The organism is Rhodococcus sp. WS3 (assembly GCF_003797085.1).
Taxonomy (GTDB): domain Bacteria; phylum Actinomycetota; class Actinomycetes; order Mycobacteriales; family Mycobacteriaceae; genus Rhodococcus_F; species Rhodococcus_F globerula.
The window spans coordinates 807,894-824,933 of the sequence record NZ_RKMA01000001.1; the positions used below are offsets into that span (position 1 = coordinate 807,894).

At 63.0% G+C, this 17,040-nt stretch carries 17 protein-coding genes and 1 riboswitch; of the genes, 6 read left to right on the top strand and 11 right to left on the bottom strand.

Translation table 11 applies throughout. From position 1 onward, the window contains the following. Positions 1-21: 21 nt before the first annotated feature. Entirely contained in the window at positions 22-621 is a 600-nt protein-coding gene (locus tag EEB13_RS03675) for a dihydrofolate reductase family protein (protein WP_233365882.1), read from the bottom strand. Positions 622-703: 82 nt separating this feature from the next. On the opposite strand from EEB13_RS03675, the gene EEB13_RS03680 reads away from it, so the two are divergent. Beyond that, positions 704-1,999: a D-alanyl-D-alanine carboxypeptidase family protein gene (locus EEB13_RS03680; protein ID WP_141485529.1), complete on the top strand. Its 1,296-nt coding sequence runs from the start codon at positions 704-706 to the stop codon at positions 1,997-1,999. 56 nt (positions 2,000-2,055) lie between these two features. Here the strand turns inward: EEB13_RS03680 and yhjD are convergent, their stop codons facing one another. The 7 genes from yhjD to EEB13_RS03715 form a co-directional block, all read right to left on the bottom strand. Next, positions 2,056-3,093: an inner membrane protein YhjD gene (gene yhjD / locus EEB13_RS03685; protein WP_092801442.1), complete on the bottom strand. Its 1,038-nt coding sequence runs from the start codon at positions 3,091-3,093 to the stop codon at positions 2,056-2,058. A gap of 59 nt (positions 3,094-3,152) precedes the next feature. Continuing rightward, positions 3,153-4,187, bottom strand: a complete 1,035-nt coding sequence (gene trpS, locus EEB13_RS03690; RefSeq protein WP_045070708.1) for a tryptophan--tRNA ligase — start codon at positions 4,185-4,187, stop codon at positions 3,153-3,155. Positions 4,188-4,213: 26 nt separating this feature from the next. Then, positions 4,214-4,708: a barstar family protein gene (locus EEB13_RS03695; RefSeq protein WP_141484639.1), complete on the bottom strand. Its 495-nt coding sequence runs from the start codon at positions 4,706-4,708 to the stop codon at positions 4,214-4,216. Further along, on the bottom strand, positions 4,708-5,229 hold the full coding sequence (locus EEB13_RS03700; RefSeq protein WP_233365883.1) for a ribonuclease domain-containing protein: 522 nt from the start codon (positions 5,227-5,229) through the stop codon (positions 4,708-4,710). Before EEB13_RS03700 ends, EEB13_RS03695 begins: the two co-directional genes overlap by 1 nt. A 9-nt stretch (positions 5,230-5,238) precedes the next feature. Beyond that, entirely contained in the window at positions 5,239-6,084 is an 846-nt protein-coding gene (locus EEB13_RS03705) for an exodeoxyribonuclease III (protein WP_141484640.1), read from the bottom strand. A 25-nt stretch (positions 6,085-6,109) separates the two neighbouring features. Continuing rightward, positions 6,110-7,249: an MFS transporter gene (locus tag EEB13_RS03710; RefSeq protein WP_045070713.1), complete on the bottom strand. Its 1,140-nt coding sequence runs from the start codon at positions 7,247-7,249 to the stop codon at positions 6,110-6,112. A 216-nt stretch (positions 7,250-7,465) separates the two neighbouring features. After that, positions 7,466-8,689 (bottom strand): NADP-dependent isocitrate dehydrogenase, encoded by a 1,224-nt coding sequence (locus EEB13_RS03715; protein WP_033231283.1) that lies wholly within the window; start codon positions 8,687-8,689, stop codon positions 7,466-7,468. Positions 8,690-8,995: 306 nt separating this feature from the next. Further along, positions 8,996-9,140: riboswitch (SAM riboswitch) on the top strand. 143 nt (positions 9,141-9,283) lie between these two features. On the opposite strand from EEB13_RS03715, the gene EEB13_RS03720 reads away from it, so the two are divergent. Continuing rightward, complete coding sequence (locus EEB13_RS03720; RefSeq protein ID WP_141484641.1) at positions 9,284-10,579, top strand: bifunctional o-acetylhomoserine/o-acetylserine sulfhydrylase; 1,296 nt, start codon at positions 9,284-9,286, stop codon at positions 10,577-10,579. Between the two features lie 32 nt (positions 10,580-10,611). Further along, the gene (locus EEB13_RS03725; protein ID WP_373557477.1) at positions 10,612-11,715 is read left to right on the top strand and encodes a homoserine O-acetyltransferase; all 1,104 of its coding nucleotides are present in this window, start codon (positions 10,612-10,614) and stop codon (positions 11,713-11,715) included. Positions 11,716-11,719: 4 nt separating this feature from the next. Here EEB13_RS03725 and EEB13_RS03730 read toward each other — a convergent pair whose 3' ends face one another. Beyond that, entirely contained in the window at positions 11,720-12,712 is a 993-nt protein-coding gene (locus EEB13_RS03730) for an RCC1 domain-containing protein (RefSeq protein WP_141484642.1), read from the bottom strand. Between the two features lie 198 nt (positions 12,713-12,910). Here EEB13_RS03730 and EEB13_RS03735 point away from each other — a divergent pair, with 198 nt between their 5' ends. Together EEB13_RS03735 and EEB13_RS03740 are read left to right on the top strand one after the other, a co-directional pair. Continuing rightward, entirely contained in the window at positions 12,911-14,743 is a 1,833-nt protein-coding gene (locus EEB13_RS03735) for a DEAD/DEAH box helicase (RefSeq protein WP_261984440.1), read from the top strand. Next, a complete protein-coding gene (locus tag EEB13_RS03740; RefSeq protein WP_141484643.1) occupies positions 14,743-15,315 on the top strand; it encodes an SWIM zinc finger family protein in 573 nt (190 codons plus the stop codon). Before EEB13_RS03735 ends, EEB13_RS03740 begins: the two co-directional genes overlap by 1 nt. A gap of 25 nt (positions 15,316-15,340) precedes the next feature. Here EEB13_RS03740 and EEB13_RS03745 read toward each other — a convergent pair whose 3' ends face one another. Then, positions 15,341-15,625, bottom strand: coding sequence for a DUF3017 domain-containing protein (locus EEB13_RS03745; RefSeq protein WP_033231289.1), 285 nt, complete (start codon positions 15,623-15,625; stop codon positions 15,341-15,343). 4 nt (positions 15,626-15,629) lie between these two features. After that, positions 15,630-16,487, bottom strand: a complete 858-nt coding sequence (locus tag EEB13_RS03750; protein WP_187328489.1) for a bifunctional methylenetetrahydrofolate dehydrogenase/methenyltetrahydrofolate cyclohydrolase — start codon at positions 16,485-16,487, stop codon at positions 15,630-15,632. A 64-nt stretch (positions 16,488-16,551) separates the two neighbouring features. On the opposite strand from EEB13_RS03750, the gene EEB13_RS03755 reads away from it, so the two are divergent. Next, positions 16,552-17,031: a GNAT family N-acetyltransferase gene (locus EEB13_RS03755; RefSeq protein ID WP_045070721.1), complete on the top strand. Its 480-nt coding sequence runs from the start codon at positions 16,552-16,554 to the stop codon at positions 17,029-17,031. Positions 17,032-17,040: the final 9 nt, after the last annotated feature.

Consider the following 17,040-nt stretch of genomic DNA (forward strand, 5'->3'; position numbering starts at 1 on the left):
AGGGGCATTTTTTGTTGCCGGTTAAGCGACCTTCGGGTGGTAGGTCAGAACTTGCACGCCGGATTCGTAGCGACGGTCCTCCACCAACTCGAGCACGATCTTGTCCTCCGATTCGGGGAACACCTTCCCGCCGGACCCGAGGATGACCGGGAAAACCATCAGGCGCAGCTCGTCGACCAGGCCGGCCAACAGCAATGCGTGAACGAGAGTCCGGCTTCCCGCTACCAGGATTTCGCCGTCGATCTGTTCCTTGAGCTTCGGCACCGACTCCTCGATGGGGCCCTCGAGCGCCGTCGAGTTGTTCCATTCGAGCGGCTCCGTCGAACTTGTGACGACGTACTTCGGCATCTCGTTCATCTTGTCAGCGAAGCCTTGGTCGTCTTCACGCTCAGGCCACGCGCCGGCAAAACTCTCGTAGGTCCGTCGACCGAGCAGGAGAACGTCCGCGGCGAGGGTTTCGTCGAGTTTGAACTTCATCTGGTCGCCCTCCTGATATGGAAAGACCCATCCTGTGTGCGCATAGCCCGGTTCACCGCCTGGCGCCTCCATGACCATGTCCAGAGACACGAATTCCGTCACCACAATCTTGCCCATACCGATCCCCTGCCCTGACGTGTGCATCGATCGAAAACTGACCCTTCCACTGTGGCAGACGGCACGGCGATTCGGCGGTTACGCGCAATGCGCCTACCCTCGGATAACGATGATGTGGCGTCGAGCGTGTGCAGTTGTTGTTGCCGGAACAGTGATCTCCGGAATCGGAGGAGTGTCTGGAATTGCCGGCACGGTGATCGCGCAACCCGTCCCACCGCCGACTACGTCGGCACCATTCACCACGCCTAATACCGACAGTTGCCCGTTCACGAGCCTGCCGGCTCCCGCAGTGGACCTCTCGGAGATTCCCGCGCCCAGAACAACTGTGCCCGCGCCCGTGCCGGTACCGGACGAACCGGTTGGCGGGGATCGACTCGGCGGTTGCGGGGTCGTCCTGCCGGCCGGCGCGCCGCCACTGCCCGCAGATATCGCCGCCTCCGGTTGGGTAGTCGCCGACGCGGAAACCGGTGAAGTGCTCGCCGCTAAAGATCCGCACGGCCGGTACCGTCCCGCAAGCACCATCAAGATGCTTCTGGCGCTCGTCGCGCTCGACACGTTGAATCTCGATATCGTCGTCACCGCCACTGCGGAGGACGCAAATGCCGAAGGCAGCGCCGTCGGACTCGGCAAAGACGGCACCTACACCAACCGGCAGCTCATGCAGGGGCTGGTGATGGCGTCGGGCAACGACGCCGCCCACGCCCTGGCCCGTCAGCTCGGGGGTGACGACGCCGCCGTGAAGAAGATGAACGCCCTGGCCCTGGAACTCGGTGCACTCGACACCCGCACCGCAACACCCTCCGGTCTGGACGGCCCTGGAATGAGCAGCTCCCCCTACGACCTTGCGGTGATATTCCATGCGGCACTGCAGAATCCGACGTTCGCCGAGTTGATCCACACCGAGACGGTTCAATTTCCGGGCTTCCCGAAGGACCCCACGATCCCCGACGATCAGGACCGGCCAGGCTTCACCCTCGCGAACGACAACCAACTGCTCTACAACTACGACGGAGCGTTGGGCGGCAAGACCGGCTTCACCGACGACGCCCGTCATACCTACGTCGGTGCGGCCGAGCGGAACGGCCGAACCTTACTGGTCACGTTGATGGGCGGCGAAGCACAACCTATCCGTCCGTGGGAGCAGGCAGCCCGCCTTCTCGACTACGGATTCGGCCTGTCCCCCACCATGACCGTCGGAACGCTGACCGACACCTCGACCGACCGCAGCCAACCGAAGGTCACCGCCGCCACGACGCCGGGGGCACCCGCCGCAGTGTCCGCGGCCGGCACCTCCCCGGACGCCGGATTCAGCTCGACGGCACGCACTGCCGTCGCCGTCGGCGGCACCGTCGTAGTCCTCGGTCTAATTGTCGGGGCAATCGTGATGAGTCGTCGACGCCGCTAGTCGGTCCCGCCGACATGACGGCAGTAGAAGCAGCTGACATCACTGCTCCACTTCGACTAGCGATTCTTCCTGCGCACGAGCCCCGACAGTCCGAGACCGGCCAAAGCGCCCGTTCCGATCAATGCCGCTGCGCGTGACGGTGACATCCCTTCGCTGACGACAACCCGCGGCGCGATGATTGCCGGATCGGGCGGCGGGATGTAAGCCAGTGCCATGCTTTTCTTGGTCGTCGCAGCCCAGGCGGTGCAGAACAGCAGCATGCGCGAAGCGGTGAACACGAATACGAGCAAACCGATAATCGGCCCGAATGCGACGCCGGCCGGGCCACTACTGACCGCCGAAAGATAGATCGCACCAACCTGTTTGAACACTTCGAATACCAGAGCTGCCATCAGTGCCGCACTGGCGGCGCTGCGTAGATTCACCGGTTCACGGGGCAAGCGTGCGATCACCCACAGGAACACCGCCCAGGTTGCCAGGATCGACAGCACCGTCGACAAGACTCGCAGTCCGACGCCGACGCCGGTGATGTTCTCGAGGTTGAGCCACACGACAACCTGACGCGCTACCGGCCCACTGCTGAGCGCCGACATGCCGAGTGAAATAACCAAGGCTGCGCCCAGACCGAGCAGTGCCCCGATATCGCCGACTTTGGTTCTGACAAACCCTTTGGAGTCACGCTTGCTCTCCCACATCGCGGTGAGCGCGTCGCGGACATTGGCCATCCAGCCGAGACCCGCGTACGACGCGACCAGAAGGCCGACCGCACCAACACTGGCGCGAGAGTCGATTGCCGAGTCGATCAAGCTGTTGATGGTGTCACCGAGGCTGCCGGGGATGGATTTGGTGATCTCTTCCTGAATCGAAGTCAGGTATTCGGGGTGGCCGGCCAATACAAAACCGGCCACCGCGAACGCAACCATCATGATCGGAATCAAAGCGAGGACGCTGAAGTACGTGATCCCGGCGGCGTAGTAGTCGCCCTTCTGGTTCTGGAATCGCATACCCGCTCGAACAAGGTGATCGAGCCACGGCCGCGCTGCCCGCTGCTTGTCGAGAAAGCTCGGCTCCTCTACGACAACTGATTCAGCCACAGATGTCCCCCTATTTCTGTATCGACCTGTTTCGTGTCAGCCGTTCACTTGCGCCGTGCTCAGCCCTTGGGCGGCAGGAACCCGACCTTTTCGTACACGGTCGCAAGCGTGCGGGACGAGACCTCACGGGCCCGGTGCGCGCCGGCGGCAATGATGCGATCCAGTTCGGCCTCGTCGGCAAGATAGCCGTCGACCTTGGCCTTGAGCGGAGTCACGAACTGCGCCAACACGTCCGCAGTATCAGTCTTGAGATCGCCGTACCCCTTGCCTTCGTAGCCCGCGACCAAGGTCTCGATCGGTACACCGGACAGGGCCGACTGAATGGTGAGCAGGTTGCTGACACCAGGCTTGGCCTGCGGGTCGAAGCGGATCTCACGCTCGTTGTCGGTGACTGCCGACTTGATCTTCTTGGCCGACACCTTGGGATCGTCGAGCAAATTGATCAGACCGGCGTCGCTCGCTGCCGACTTGCTCATCTTCGACGTCGGGTCCTGCAGGTCGTAGATCTTGGCGGTGCCCTTGATGATCTGGGGTTCAGGAACCACAAACGACTTGCCGTAGCGCGAGTTGAAGCGGTTCGCGAGGTCGCGGGCAAGCTCGAGGTGCTGACGCTGATCCTCACCCACCGGAACGCGCTGCGGGCGGTACAGCAAGATGTCGGCGGCCATCAGAACCGGGTAGGTGAACAGCCCGACACTGGCGTTGTCACTGCCTTGCTTGGACGACTTGTCCTTGAATTGCGTCATGCGGCTGGCCTCGCCGAAACCGGTGATGCAATTCAGGACCCACGCAAGCTGAGCATGCTCGGGAACCTGACTCTGGACGAAGATCGTTGCGCGGTCGGGGTCGATTCCGATTGCAAGTAGCTGCGCCACGGCAACCTTGGTGCGTCGACGCAGTTCCTTGGGGTCCTGCGTCACGGTGATGGCATGCAAGTCCGGGACGAAGTAGAAGGCGTCGAACTCGTCCTGCAGCCCCACCCACTGCTGCAATGCGCCCAGGTAGTTACCGAGGTGGAAGGAATCCGACGTCGGCTGGATACCGGAAAGCACGCGAGGCTTTGCTGTGGGCTTCTGTTCTGCAGGGGTCGACATGCTTCCGATCTTTCCACGAGGGCGATTCAGGGAGTGTGTGTGGTCTCCGGGTAGCGGAGCACCGTGAGTTCCGACGCAAAGGTTTCTTCGGAACCCGAGCCGAACTGGTACGCGGCACCGAACGTGGTGGGCGCCCATTCCTCGGCGTAGAAATCCATCGACTCCCGGAACCAGGGCAACTGATCGGGTTCGCCGCGCAGCAACAGCTCAGCCTCTCGAACCAGAACGACAAACCCGGCGCCGAGGCCGAGTACGTCGTCGAGGTCACGCATGACGTCGTCGAAGGCGTCCTTGTTGCGACCGAAGTGTGACGGAAACTGAAATGCTGCCGCAAACTCGTCGAAGACCTGCGCCGTGGTCTGCATGTGCGATCCGCGAACCGTGCGGACAACAAGATCACGCATCCGGAGATCACGCGCCAACTCGTCCAGAAGTGCCGGTTCACCCGACACCGCCACCGACGAGACGCCGGATTCCGGGTCAAGCCACCGGTCGACACCGACAGTTTCGCGATCAGGCATCAGCGAATCCTTGTGAAGGTCTCGTAGTGATCGAGGGTGTACCACGCGGAACCGTCGTTTCCGGTGACGATCCGCTCGGCATCACGGCCCTGACCACTCTTCTTCGGATTGACGTCCCACTCCTGATAGACAACGCGGCCACCGCCGGCGCCGACTGCCGGCAACCTGCCCTCGCTGTTACGGAAGGTAACGCCGCCCTTGGTTCCCACCGCATTCGCGGAGTCCGGCCACCGTCCGGCGTCGATCTCGACCAACGTGGCGAGTACCCGCGCAGGCGCATCGCTGCTCACCGGCTTCTGGGCCGACGTCGACTGCGCCGCCTTGGTGGTCGCCCCGGGCTTGACCTGAGTTGATGTCGTCGCCGAACTCGACGTGGTCGAGGTCGCCGAGCCGGCCGTTGCCGAACTGTCGGAGTCTTGCGACGACAGCACCATCGCCAGCACAACCGCGACCACTGCAACGACGACGGTGCCTACGGCCTTGAGTGTCTTGGCGCTCGGCATCTTCGAGCCCTCGGGCATTCGGGTGCCTTACCGGTAGGAGACGGTGACGGGAGCGTGATCGGACCAGCGCAGATCGTAGGATTCCGCGCGTTCGATGACGCCTACCTTGGCGCGCTCGGCAAATGCTCGGGTTGCCACCTGGTAGTCGATGCGCCAACCGGAGTCGTTGTCGAATGCCTTACCGCGGTACGACCACCACGAGTACGGTCCCTCGACGCCCGGATGCAGTGCCCGGAACACGTCGACCCACGGGGACTCGTCTGCAAACAGGACGTCCATCCACTCACGCTCGCTGGGCAGGAAGCCGGAGGACTTCTTGTTTCCCTTCCAGTTCTTCAGGTCGGCTTCGTTGTGCGCGATGTTCCAGTCACCACTGACCACAACGTGTCGCCCGGCCGTCTCGGCTGCGGCAGCGGTGACCGCGAGGTGAGCCGCGAACGAACTCATGAACCGTTCTTTCGCCTCTTGCTTCGGGGTCAGAGCCTCCCCGGTCGGCAGGTAGAGACTTGCCACCGTGAGGTCGGCAAAATCCGCTTCGATGTAGCGTCCGGCGTCCTGAAATTCGTCGTCACCGAAACCGATACGGACGGCATCGGCTTCGACCCGGGACAGGACTGCGACGCCGTTGCGGCCTTTCGCCGACGGCTCGGCCGAAACGAGGAACCAGCCGTTCGACAGAGCGGGTTCGAGAGTCTCGTGCAACTGCTTGTCGGATGCTCGGGTTTCTTGAAGACAGATGAAATCCGCGTCGGTCTTCTCGAGCCATTCGGTCATACCCTTGCGGGCTGCGGCACGAATGCCGTTGACGTTCACCGACGTGATCGTGTGAGGCGCGAGAATATGAGAGTCAGCTGTTTGTGGCACGGCAAGCACCGTAGCCGATGATGCCGACGTGTTCTCAGTTCGCGGCTCTACGCTGCAGGATCACCGCAACCACCAGGACACCGAGCCCCGCGACGGCGAGGAGCGAACCGACGGCGGCGGGCGCTGTGTAACCGAAACCGGCGGCGATCACTACCCCACCGATCCAGGCTCCGAACGCGTTCGCGATGTTGAGGGCGGCGTGGTTGAGCGATGCGGCCAAGGTCTGGGCGTCCTCGGCAACGTCCATCAAGCGGGTCTGCAGCCCCGGAACCATGGACGCACCGGCCAGCCCGATGAGGAAGACGAAGAGCAACGCCGTATACGGGTTGCGAACGGCGAGAACAAAGATCGCGAGAATGATCGCCAGCGACGCCATCGATACGAACAGGCCCTTCATGAGCGCCCGGTCAGCGAGGTAGCCACCGACGAAGTTGCCGGCCACCATGCCCAGCCCGTAGAGCATGAGCGCCAGCGGAACAAACGACGCACCCAGACCGGACACGTCGGTCAACGTCGTGCTGATGTACGTGTACACGGCAAACATGCCGCCGAATCCGACCATGCCGACGATCAGAGTCATCCACACCTGGATGCGGCCCAGCGCCTTGAGTTCGGTGATCGGGTTGGTGATCGGCATAGCGTCGAGGCGCGGGATCCAGACGAGCAACGACGCCACGGTGACGGCACCGATGACTGCGACCAGTGCGAATGCACTCCGCCATCCCACGGTCTGCCCGAGCCACGCGGCAGCCGGCACACCGACGACGTTGGCAACGGAAAGACCCATCATCACCATGGCAACGGCTTTGGCACGTTTACCCGGTTCAGCCAGATGCGCCGCAACGAGGGCGGCAACACCGAAGTAGGCACCGTGCGGCAACCCGGCGACAAACCGGGCGAGCATCAGCGTGGTGTACGACGGCGCGAACACCGACGCGGCATTGCCCACCGTGAACGCGATCATGAGCGCGATCAACAATGTGCGCCGCGGGATCCGAGCAGTCAGGGCCGCGATGAGCGGCGCACCGACCACAACGCCGAGCGCATAGGCGGAGATGACATGACCGGCGGTGGGCTCGGATACGCCCAGCCCGGTTGCCATCTCCGGCAGGAGACCCATCGCCACGAACTCGGTGGTGCCGATTCCGAATCCGCCGAGCGCCAACGCGAGCATCGCCGGGCCTCTGGCAGAGCGAACCCCGGATGTCGGGGCGGCAGGGCGGGAAAGGGTAGACGAAGTCACTGGTCAATTGTGGTCGCACCCTTGGTTGAACTTCCAAGTGAGAGCAGGTGAGTTCGCTCACGTGAGACCGCAGGCACAGAGCAGACACAAATGGGACGCCCGGAGTGCCCGGGCGTCCCATCTGAAAGTGAAGCTGTGGAACTTTTACTACTTGGCTGCCATCGACTTCTGCAGGTTCACGTCGAGCGCACCGAGGAATTCTTCGGTGGTCAGGTAACCCTGGTCGCCGCCGACCAGCATCGAGAGGTCCTTGGTCATCTGGCCGCTTTCGACGGTCTTGATGACAACGTCTTCGAGCTGCTGCGCGAAGCCGATGACCTCAGGGGTGTTGTCGAGCTTGCCACGGTGCTCGAGCCCACGGGTCCACGCGAAGATGGACGCGATCGGGTTGGTCGAGGTGGGCTTGCCCTGCTGGTGCTGACGGTAGTGACGCGTGACGGTGCCGTGAGCAGCCTCTGCCTCACAGGTCTTTCCGTCCGGTGTCAGGAGAACCGACGTCATGAGGCCGAGCGAGCCGAAGCCCTGAGCCACGGTGTCGGACTGGACGTCGCCGTCGTAGTTCTTGCATGCCCAGACGTAGCCGCCCTCCCACTTGAGTGCGGAAGCGACCATGTCGTCGATGAGGCGGTGCTCGTAGGTCAGACCTGCGGCATCGAACTCAGCCTTGAACTCGGTCTCGTAGACGTGCTGGAAGATGTCCTTGAAGGCACCGTCGTACGCCTTGAGAATGGTGTTCTTGGTGGACAGGTACACCGGGTAGTTCTGCTGCAGTCCGTAGGTGAGCGACGCGCGAGCGAAGTCACGGATGGACGTGGTGAAGTTGTACTGCCCCTGGACGACGCCGCCCTCTTCGGGGAAGTTGACCAGTTCGTGCTCGATCGGTGCGCTGCCGTCCTCAGGCGTGTAGGTGATCATCACCTTGCCGGGGCCGGGGACCTTGAAGTCTGTGGCGCGGTACTGGTCACCGAATGCGTGACGGCCGATGATGATCGGCTTGGTCCAGCCCGGGACGAGTCGCGGAACGTTCGAGATGATGATCGGTGCGCGGAAGATCGTGCCGCCGAGAATGTTGCGGATCGTTCCGTTCGGGGAACGCCACATCTTCTTGAGACCGAATTCCTCGACACGAGCCTCGTCCGGCGTGATGGTGGCGCACTTGACGCCCACGCCGTGCTTCTGGATCGCGTGTGCGGCGTCGATGGTGACCTGGTCATCGGTCTCGTCGCGGTATTCGATACCGAGGTCGTAGTACTCGAGGTTCACATCGAGGTACGGGTGGATCAACTTGTCTTTGATGAACTGCCAGATAATGCGTGTCATCTCGTCGCCGTCGAGTTCGACGACGGTGCCCTCAACCTTTATTTTGGACATGGGTGCTTCGCGTCCTCCTAGGAAGTTTCCCCTGGTTACACGGTTGCGGTCACACTTTGTGAGTGAGTCCGCGAACGGTTCGATTATCAAACCTAGACTGTGTGGACTGATCCCGGGAGATGAGTCCCAAACAAGACAAGCGTACTGCTAACGCTGGGGGCCGCAACCGGCAGCCCCTCCTCCGAGTCACTACTCACCGGTAACTTTTGCCTGCTAGTGGGCACCGTCGCGTCGAATGGCGACTGGTGACGCCGCACACTTCGACCCGCGTCATCCTTCGGCTTCACTCCCGGTAGAATTCAGCTCGGTCATGAGTACCAGCGTCAAGCCCCGGCTCGCTGGACGGCAACCCTCCAACCGCGGTGGGGTGCCCCGGGTGATGACCAGGTCGCCTCGAGGCGAAACTGCGCAATTGCAGCTTCACCGGATTTCCAGGCGACAAGCGCGGGTCCGACAGGGACGGACCCCAGACCGGGCCGAGCCCCACGGAGGTTTTTCAGTATGTGTCGCACTTGTAGATAGACCCCAGCACGGGGCGGCGATCATTCGCCCCCGTCCGACAGCTATCCGTCAGACCACTGGAGTACACAAATCATGACCGACATCTCAGCTAACTGGTCCTTCGAGACCAAGCAGGTCCACGCCGGACAAACCGCAGACACCGCCACCAACGCGCGCGCACTGCCGATCTACCAGACCACCAGCTACGTCTTCGACAGCACCGACCACGCCGCCGCGCTGTTCGGCCTTGCTGAGCCGGGCAACATCTACACGCGCATCATGAATCCAACGCAGGACGCCGTCGAGCAGCGCATTGCTGCACTCGAAGGCGGTGTCGCGGCACTCCTCCTGTCCTCGGGTCAGGCCGCCGAAACCCTCGCGATCCTCAACATCGCGGAGGCCGGAGACCACATCGTCGCCAGCCCCTACCTGTACGGCGGCACGTACAACCTCCTGCACTACACGCTTCGCAAGCTCGGCATCGAAGTCACGTTCGTCGAGGATCCCGACAAGCTCGACCACTGGCGCGAAGCCATCCGCCCCAACACCAAGGCCTTCTTCGGCGAAACCATCGCCAATCCCAAGAACCACATCCTCGACATCCCCGGGATCTCAGCGGTGGCTCATGAGAACGGCCTCCCCCTGATCGTCGACAACACCGTCGCGACGCCGTACCTGCTCCGCCCCCTCGAACACGGCGCCGACATCGTGCTGCACTCCGCCACCAAATACCTCGGCGGACACGGCACGGCCATCGCCGGCGTCATCGTCGACGGCGGCACTTTCGACTGGACGCAAGGCAGACACACCAACTTCACCACCCCCGATCCGAGCTACCACGGCGTCACGTTCGCCGACCTCGGCGCACCCGCCTACGCTCTCAAGGCGCGTGTACAACTCCTGCGCGACCTCGGCTCCGCCGTCGCACCGTTCAACGCGTTCCTCATCGCCCAGGGCATCGAAACCTTGAGCCTGCGCATCGAGCGCCACGTCTCCAACGCCCAGCAGGTGGCCGAATTCCTCGAAGGCCACACCGCCGTCGCGTCCGTCTCCTACGCCGGACTCCCCTCCTCACCGTGGTACGAACGCGGAAAGCAGCTGACCCCCAAGGGAACCGGCGCCATCGTCACCTTCGAACTGCCCGGCGGCATCGATGCCGGCAAGAAGTTTGTCAACGCCCTGACTCTGCACAGCCACGTCGCCAACATCGGTGACGTCCGCTCCCTCGTCATCCACCCCGCCTCCACTACTCACGCCCAGCTCACCCCCGAGGAACAACTCGCAGCCGGCGTCACCCCCGGTCTCGTTCGCCTCGCCGTCGGAATCGAAGGCATCGCCGACATCCTCGCCGACCTCGAAACCGGCCTCACCGCGGCGGCAACGTCTTGACCGTCAACGAAGCTCAGACAGCGGTCGCGGATATCCTGCCGCCGCCGGACGGCCGAGTCGGAACCGTCGACATCGGCTCGCTGCAACTCGAGAACGGCGCCGTGCTGCCGTCGGTATCGCTTGCGGTTCAACGGTGGGGCGAGCTGTCCCCGAACCGCGACAACGTCGTGCTCGTGGAACATGCCCTGACCGGGGACTCACACGTCACCGGTCCGGCGTCCGAAAATCAGCCGTCACCCGGTTGGTGGAACGGAATGGTCGGCCCGGGCGAACCTGTCGACACGGGCGAATGGTGTGTCATTGCGACCAATGTTCTGGGCGGTTGTCGTGGCACCACCGGCCCGAGTTCCCTTGCCGAGGACGGCAAACCGTGGGGTAGCCGGTTTCCGGGCATCTCCATTCGCGATCAGGTCGCAGCCGAGAAGAAGCTGATCGACCTGCTCGGCATCGATCGACTGGCTTCGGTAGTCGGCGGCTCCATGGGCGGTATGCGCACCCTCGAATGGGCTGTGTCGTACCCCGAGAATCTGAACTCCGCATTGGTACTGGCTACGGGTTCACGCGCGACAGCCGATCAAATCGGTACACAGACAACACAAATCGCCGCCATCATGTCCGACCCCGATTGGCAGGGCGGCAATTACCACGGAACCGGGCGCACACCCCGGGCCGGCCTCGGTATCGCGAGGCGCATTGCGCACCTCACCTACCGCGCCGAATCGGAACTCGACACACGTTTCGAGAACACCGCCCAGGGAAATGAAAACCCCTGGAACGGTGGACGATACGCGGTTCAAAGCTACCTGGAACATCAGGCAGACAAGCTCGTGTCGCGTTTTGATCCCAGCACCTACGTGCTGTTGACCGAGGCTATGAACCGTCACGACATCGGCCGCGGACGCGGTGGTGTCGCAGCGGCTTTGGCGTCCATCACCGTGCCGGTCGTTGTCGGTGGAGTCGATTCCGATCGTCTCTACCCGCTGCGCCTGCAGGAAGAGATCGCCGCCGGAATCCCGACATGCACCGGCCTCGAAATCCTGAATTCCAAGGACGGGCACGACGGGTTCCTCACCGAAGCCGACGCTGTAGCAAAACTGTTGCGCCGCACAATGGAATTGGCGCGCACGACGCGCTGAGCATTCAGCTTCCGGTCAGACTTCCGAGCGATCCGGTCGACGCCGTCTGCGCGCCGAGGGCTATCGAGTGATAGGCCCCGGCCGCGACGGCGGTATATCCGTCTCCGGTCGGGACACCGCCCAGTTGCCCGTTCTCGTTGTTACCCCAGGCAGTGATCGTGCCGTCGGCAGACAGCGCCACCGAATGGCGGAAGCCGCCGGCGATCGCGGTGAACCCGCCGCCGGTCGGAGTACCGGTGCGCTGCCCGTACTCGTTGCTGCCCCAGATCACGATGTGACCGTCGGCGGTCAACGCGAGCGAATGGTCCTCGCCGGCAGCGATCGCGGTGAACCCACCTTCGGTCGGTAGCCCGTCGCGCTGCCCTTCGGCACTCCCGCCCCACATGGTGATGTGACCGTCGGTCGTGAGCGCCAGCGAATGGAAGTTACCGGCGGCGATCGCGGTGAACCCGCCATCGGTCGGGACATCGGTCCGCTGACCGTACTCCTCGCTGCCCCAGTCCACGATTGTTCCTTCAGGAGTCAACGCCAACCCGTGGTAAGTACCAGCAGAAATCCTGGTGAACCCACCACGTGCCGGGAGATCGTCCTGTTGCCCGAATTCGGAACTTCCCCACGCAGCAATGTGTCCGTCGGCAGTAAGCGCTACCGCGTGGTCCTCACCCGCCGCGATCGCGGTGAAGCCGCCACCGGTCGGAACTCCGTCACGCTCTCCCCACGCGCTGTGTCCCCACGCGGCGATGTGGCCGTCGGTGGTCAACGCCACCGAATGATGATCGCCGGCAGCAATCGCGGCGACACTGCCCCGAGTCGGGACGCCGTCGCGCTGATTGTCGTCGGCCCCGCCCCACATGGTGACGCCGCCAGGACTCGTAACGGGAACACCTACCGGCGCGGCGGCGGCACCCGTTGCGGTGGCAAGTGCCAGCACTCCCACACCGACAGCAGCGACGAGCAGTCGAAAGTGCCTACCTGAGAGATTTATTCGTCGCTTCATTGGGTTCCTTATTCGCAAGTGTCAGGTACTGCGGATCTACGGACAATGACTATCACGTCCGAGGAAGAAAATGTCCGGTTCTCCGTCAGAGCGGACTCGTCGCCTCCCGTCAATGTCGGGAGAACCACAACTGATCTGCGGTTTTTGGGGACGTATCCGGTGGCCCGCGGTCATCGATCACGGCTACCATCGGCGCTCGTGACTCAACCGTGCCCGGATCAGCTGCAGGCGACCTACCTTCCCGAGAATATGGCGTTCGGGTTCTGGGGTGTGCCGGATACAGCCGGGCATCTGGCGGAGTTGGGGCTCCCTACCGGCAGTGCCGCCGTTGCCCGAATGGCTGTACCCGTCGACAGCGTCATCACGCCCGTCCACGTCAATATTCGGATTGTCGAATTCGCCGACGCGGTAACGGCATTGCAGGTTGCGAACGTGGATCAACCCGGTATCGGAGAGTCGGTGCGCGCCTGGAAGCGGGTGATCGATGGCGGCGAACACGGCACCATTCCATCAGCCGGGCGCGCCGCTCTCTACCGCGACGACACTGTCATCAGAAGTGCTGCCGCGGTGGTGCAGCGTTTCACCCACGCACAGACTCTGGTGGACGCACTCGATCGTGCGCAGGTTCAGGCGACTTTGCGCCCGTACCAGGTTCTTGGCGTGGAGTGGTTGACGTCGCTGACCGAGACCGGCGGCGGCATACTTGCCGACGAAATGGGGCTCGGTAAAACGCTGCAAGCCATTTCGATGATCGCGATCAGAGCCGCAGACGGCCCGCATCTTGTTGTCTGCCCGACGTCGGTGATCGGAAACTGGCGACGCGAGATCGAGCGGTTTGCGCCGCACCTGAGCCTTCACATTCATCACGGGTCCGGCCGCACACTGCCTGCGGAACTAGGTAAAGGCACCGTGGTACTCACCAGTTACAGCGTCTTACGTTCGGACACAGCCGAACTGGAGACGCCGCAGTGGGCGTCGGCCATCTTCGACGAAGCGCAGCAGATCAAGAATCCGTCGTCGCTGGCCGCCAAAGCTGCAATGCAACTGAATGCCACCGTCAAAGTTGCGATGACCGGCACGCCGGTCGAGAACCGTCTCGAAGAGTTGTGGAGTTTGTTCCACGTCGCCAATCCGGCTGTACTGGGAACTCGTGCACGCTTTCGGCAGCGTTTTGCCGTCCCGATCGAATCCGGCCGCTCGGCGTCCGCCGCAACAAGGTTGGCGACGATCATCGAGCCATACGTGCTGCGCCGAACCAAAGATGCTGTTGCCAAGGATCTTCCGCCGAAGCAGTTCTCGACCGTCGCGTGCACCCTCACGTCGGAACAGGCGCGAATCTACCGGGCGGCGGTCGCGGACGCGTTCGATACCGGACTGGGCACCGGAATTGCCCGACGCGGCAACGTCCTTGCACTGCTCACCACTCTCAAGCAGGTATGCAACCACCCCGCTCAGGTCACCGGCGACAGCGAGGATCTCCGCGGCCGTTCCGGAAAGTTCGATCGCGCAACCGAAATGCTTGCCGAGATCGTCGACGACGGTGATCGGGCCCTGGTGTTCACGCAGTACCGCACGATGGGCGAACTACTGTCGAAACACCTCGCGGCCGAACTGGGCATCGCAGATGTTCCTTTCCTCCACGGTGGTCTGAACGTTGCCAGTCGCGACGCCATGGTCGACGCCTTCCAAACCGACGACACGTCCTCGCCCATTCTCATTCTGAGCCTGCGCGCGGCCGGGTTCGGACTCAATCTCACCCGCGCCAGTCACGTCGTTCACTACGACAGATGGTGGAACCCTGCCGTCGAAGATCAGGCCACCGACCGAGCCCACCGAATCGGCCAGCACCGCACCGTCAACGTCCACACCCTGGTCACCGGAGGAACCGTCGAAGATCACATCGCCGTCATGCACGAATCCAAAAGAGCTGTAGCCGAGTCGATTTCCGGAAACTCCGAAGGAGCCCTCGCAAACCTTCCCGACAGCGAACTACGTGAACTGCTCGAACTCGACGGCGCGGTGATCATCTGATGGCTACCGAATTCGGAGTGACCGCATGGGGCCGTGTGTGGTTGCGGACGGTTGAGCAAACGTCGACATCCGGACGCAACCCCACCTTGCCCACCGCACGCACACTGGCCCGCAACGGTGATGTCACCTTCACGGACATTTCTGCCGGTACGGTTTCCGCCCAGGTCACCGCCAAGGGTAAGACCTCGACTGTTGTTGTCACCGTACCGCTCTGGGACAAGACACAATCCGACACCGCGGCCCGCATGATTCGGGCGCTAGGCACCACGAACCGGTCCGTATCGACCGGAGAGCTACCGGACAGCGTCGTCGCGGATCTACAGGCGCGCGATATCACTGTGGCCGTGAATCTTTCCGAATGCACGGCCACGTGTGACTGTTCGAGTCGGCGCACGCCCTGCGTTCACCATCTTGCTGCGATCTACGCCCTGGCGGGCCGGATCGACGAAGAACCTGCACTTGCCGTCACGCTTCGAACCAAGCAGGCGAAAAGGCGGAACTCCGCCGCCAAGAAAGAACAGGGTGAGTGGATTCCGTTGCGCGAGATAGACGTCGGGTCGTTCTACAACTGACTCAGTCCGTACCGAGTGGACTGACTCAGTCCGTGCCAAGCGGATCGATGGTCAGAGCAAGCGAGACGATCAACGCACCCATGACGCCCATGGCCGCCGTGTCGAACTTCTTGCCGCGCACCGCGAGCAGTCCCACGCGATTCTGTGGGAAACACCAGCGGGCAGCTGCACCGATAATGACCGCCACCCCCAAGACCAGCGAACCGCGACGCCACCGGTCGGCCAGGACAAGAACAACCGCGGCTGCGATCACGGCGAGAACCGTGATCATCGGCAAATTCTTCTTCACGAGGCCAACCGGTGAGGTCATGTCGTCAGGCTCCGGCCAGAACTCGCTCGGAGCGCTCCACCACGTTGGTGATCAGGAACGCCCTGGTCAGCGGGCCCACTCCACCGGGATTGGGCGAGACGAAGCCCGCAACGTCGTTGACGTCGGCAGCAACGTCACCACGCAAACCGTCGTCGGTGCGGCTGACTCCGACGTCGAGCACAGCAGCGCCCGGCTTGACCATGTCGGCGGTGATGAGTCCGGGAACGCCGGCGGCAGCAACGACGATGTCTGCACGACGAACCTCGGCAGCCAGATCACGGGTACCGGTATGGCACAGCGTGACGGTGGCGTTTTCGCTACGACGCGTCAGCAACAGTCCGATAGGGCGGCCGACGGTGACACCGCGGCCGACAACAACGACGTGAGCGCCGGCGATCGGCACCTCGTAGCGGCGGAGCAGGTGCAGGATTCCGCGCGGCGTACACGGCAGCGGAGCTTCCTTGCCGAGAACCAGACGGCCGAGGTTCACCGGGTGCAAGCCGTCGGCATCCTTGTCGGGATCGATGCGCTCGAGCGCTGCGTTCTCGTCGAGGTGCTTGGGCAGCGGCAACTGCACGATGTATCCGGTGCACTCGGGATTGGCGTTGAGTTCGTCAATGGTGGCGTTGAGCTGCTCCTGTGTGATGTCGGCAGGCAGGTCACGGCGCAGGGAGTTGATGCCGACCCTGGCGCAGTCGTTGTGCTTGCCGCGCACGTACGCTGCGGATCCCGGGTCGTCACCAACGAGAATGGTGCCAAGTCCGGGCGTGATACCCGCTGCCTTCAGCGCGTTCACCCGCACCTTCAGGTCTTCGAAAATTTCGTCGCGGGTAGCTTTACCGTCCAGGATCGTTGCAGTCACGGCGACCATTGTTCCAGGTTAGGGTCGATGCGTGACAACGGCTCCGGAACTACGCGGTCCGAGGGTGGTTCTTGCACCCGTCGCCGCCGATCATCATGCCCGTCTGCGGGCCATCCATCTGCATCCCGATGTGGCCGAATGGTGGCAGAATCCAGCCGACGACTGGCCTGCCGCTCCGGAGCCCGGCACCATTCGCTACAGCATTTTCCACGACGGGAACCTGATCGGATTCATCCAGTGGTACGCCGACGACGACAACCCGGACTTCCGCCACGCCGGTCTCGATCTCTTTCTCGATCCGGCTGTCCACGGCCGCGGATTCGGTCGTGAGGCGATACGCGTTCTGTGTGCGCACCTGATCGACGATCTGAAGTTCCACCGATTGATCATCGATCCAGAAGTGGAGAACACGGCGGCAATCGCGTGTTATCGATCGGTCGGGTTCAGGGACGTCGGGGTGATGCGCGAGTACTCACGCGATCGTCACGGCGAGTGGAAGGACGGACTGCTCATGGATCTGCTGGCCCGAGAATTCATTCGCTGACCAACCGAA